Genomic DNA, 1,982 nt, shown 5'->3' with positions numbered 1-1,982 from the left:
CCAGCGAGCGCGCCGACATCGAAAACGGCAGCCAGACGATCCGCTTCAACACCGCGGACTAGTCGCAACGAACACGGGGGAGGCGCGGGTCGACACGACCCGCGCCTCCTCGGCTTCCCCTGCGCCCCGAGGTCGGTGCCCGGTGACCCGGCGCCGACAGATCTCTCCCCTCACGCCGTCCCTCGACGGCCAGAAAGAAAGAACGAATCGCCACGTGACGAACAAGAAGAAGAACACCCCGGCGAAGCGCCTGGGTGCGGCCGCACTCGCGACGGCGACCGTCGTCTCGGGGCTCGCATTCGGGCCCGGGGCTGTCGCGGCCCCCAGCGCCGAGCGGGGCACGACCGTCACCAGCACCACGAGCGAGAACGCGGAGGCCGAGTCCACACGTCGTGTCGGACCGCTGGTCATCAACAGCTCCGACGACGTCCAGTACGGTCTCCGCATCGACCCCGACACGATGCGGACGACCACCGTCGACGACGCCAGCTGGTTCTCGCTGCCGGCCGTCGGCCAACAGGGGCAGGTGCGCGGAACGGGTGCGAACGATGACCGCTGTCTGATCCCGGCGAACAACTTCACCTACCTGGCCTTCGCGACATGCTCCGACTCCTCCGAGCAGCTCTGGACCTGGACCGACGCGAACTCCGTGCAGGGGTTCGACAAGACGCTCGCGCCCGTCGCCAGGCCGACCCACGGTCTCGTCCCCCGAAGCGCGGGGACGTTCCTGTTCCTGCTGAGCGGCGGGGGCAAGCGTCCCCTCGTGATGGACGATCGCATGCTCTCGGAGCGCGTGTTGACGGCCACTGCGGACGGCGGCCCCGGTCGCATCTCGGGTGTCGGCACCACCGGCGCGACCGTCTCCGCCCGAGGCGAATCGGTCGTCGTGTCCGACGCCGGCACGTACGAGTTGGCACTGCCCGGCGTCCCGACCGATCCGACGACGGTCGTCGTGACCCAGACGCTGCCGAACGGCGACGTGCAGGACACCGTCGAGGTCGAGGTCGCGGGGACGGGTCCTCTCGACACGGTGACGATGGCTCCCGTGGAACTGACGCGGGGAGCGGACAGCGAGGTGACCTTCGAGGCGACGGCCACAGACGAGGTCCTGGAGAGGCCCGCTGCCGAGGTGACGCTGACCGCCCCGGAGGGGACGACGTTCGCCGAGGGTCAGGACGAGATCCTCGGGGAGTTCGTCCGCGACGGTGTCTCGTCGTCCGGTGGGATGCGGTTGACCGGTGGTGAACGGTCGGCGGACGGTCGCACGTACACGTACGTGTGGGACACCGTGGCGAACGGTGCGACGGGGTGGCAGACCCTGAAGGGTGACATCCTGCGGTGGAAGATCGCCGTCAGCACGCCGACCGGTGCGGTCGACGTCGAGGGCAACGCGATGGCGTACCGGTTCGTCGGCACCAGCACGCAGGGCGCGTTCAGAGCGACGGGTGAAGCTCCCGTGTCGATCCCGGGCGACTTCGGTCCGGTGGCTCCCGCGACGATGGCTCCTCTGGAGCTCACTCGGGGTACCGAGCGCGAGGTGACGTTCGAGGCGAAGGTCGCCGACGAGTTCTTGGGTCGGCCCGCTGCGTCGGTGACCGTCACCGCCCCGGAGGGGACGACCTTCGCCGAGGATCAGGACGAGATCACCGGTGCGTTCGTCCGTGACGGTGTGGAGGACCCGACGGGGATGCAGCTGACCGGCGGTGAGCGTTCGGCCGATGGTCGCACCTACACCTACACCTGGGACACCGCGGCGAACGGTGCGACGGGGTGGCAGACCGCCAGGGACGAGATCCTGCGGTGGAAGATCGCCGTGGTCACGCCGGCCGACGCGGCCGACGTCGAGGACAACGCGATGCAGTTCGTGCTCGCCGGCACGAGCGCGCAGGGTGCGTTCCGGGCCGCTGGTACGGCGCCGGTCTCTGTCGTCGGTGACTTCGGCCCGTTGGCTCCGGTCGCGATGGCTCCCGTGGAGTTGGAGC

General features: G+C 69.7%; 1 protein-coding gene. It reads left to right on the top strand.

Features of this window, described 5'->3' with window-relative positions; genetic code table 11:
* Nucleotides 1-214 precede the first annotated feature (214 nt).
* Nucleotides 215-1,982: hypothetical protein (locus tag IFT51_RS14705; RefSeq protein WP_192061836.1), on the top strand; the 1,768-nt coding region annotated here is incomplete at its 3' end.

Source organism: Frigoribacterium sp. CFBP 13712 (genome assembly GCF_014842255.1).
Classification (GTDB): Bacteria; Actinomycetota; Actinomycetes; order Actinomycetales; family Microbacteriaceae; genus Frigoribacterium.
This window is presented reverse-complemented; position numbering and strand designations above follow the sequence as displayed.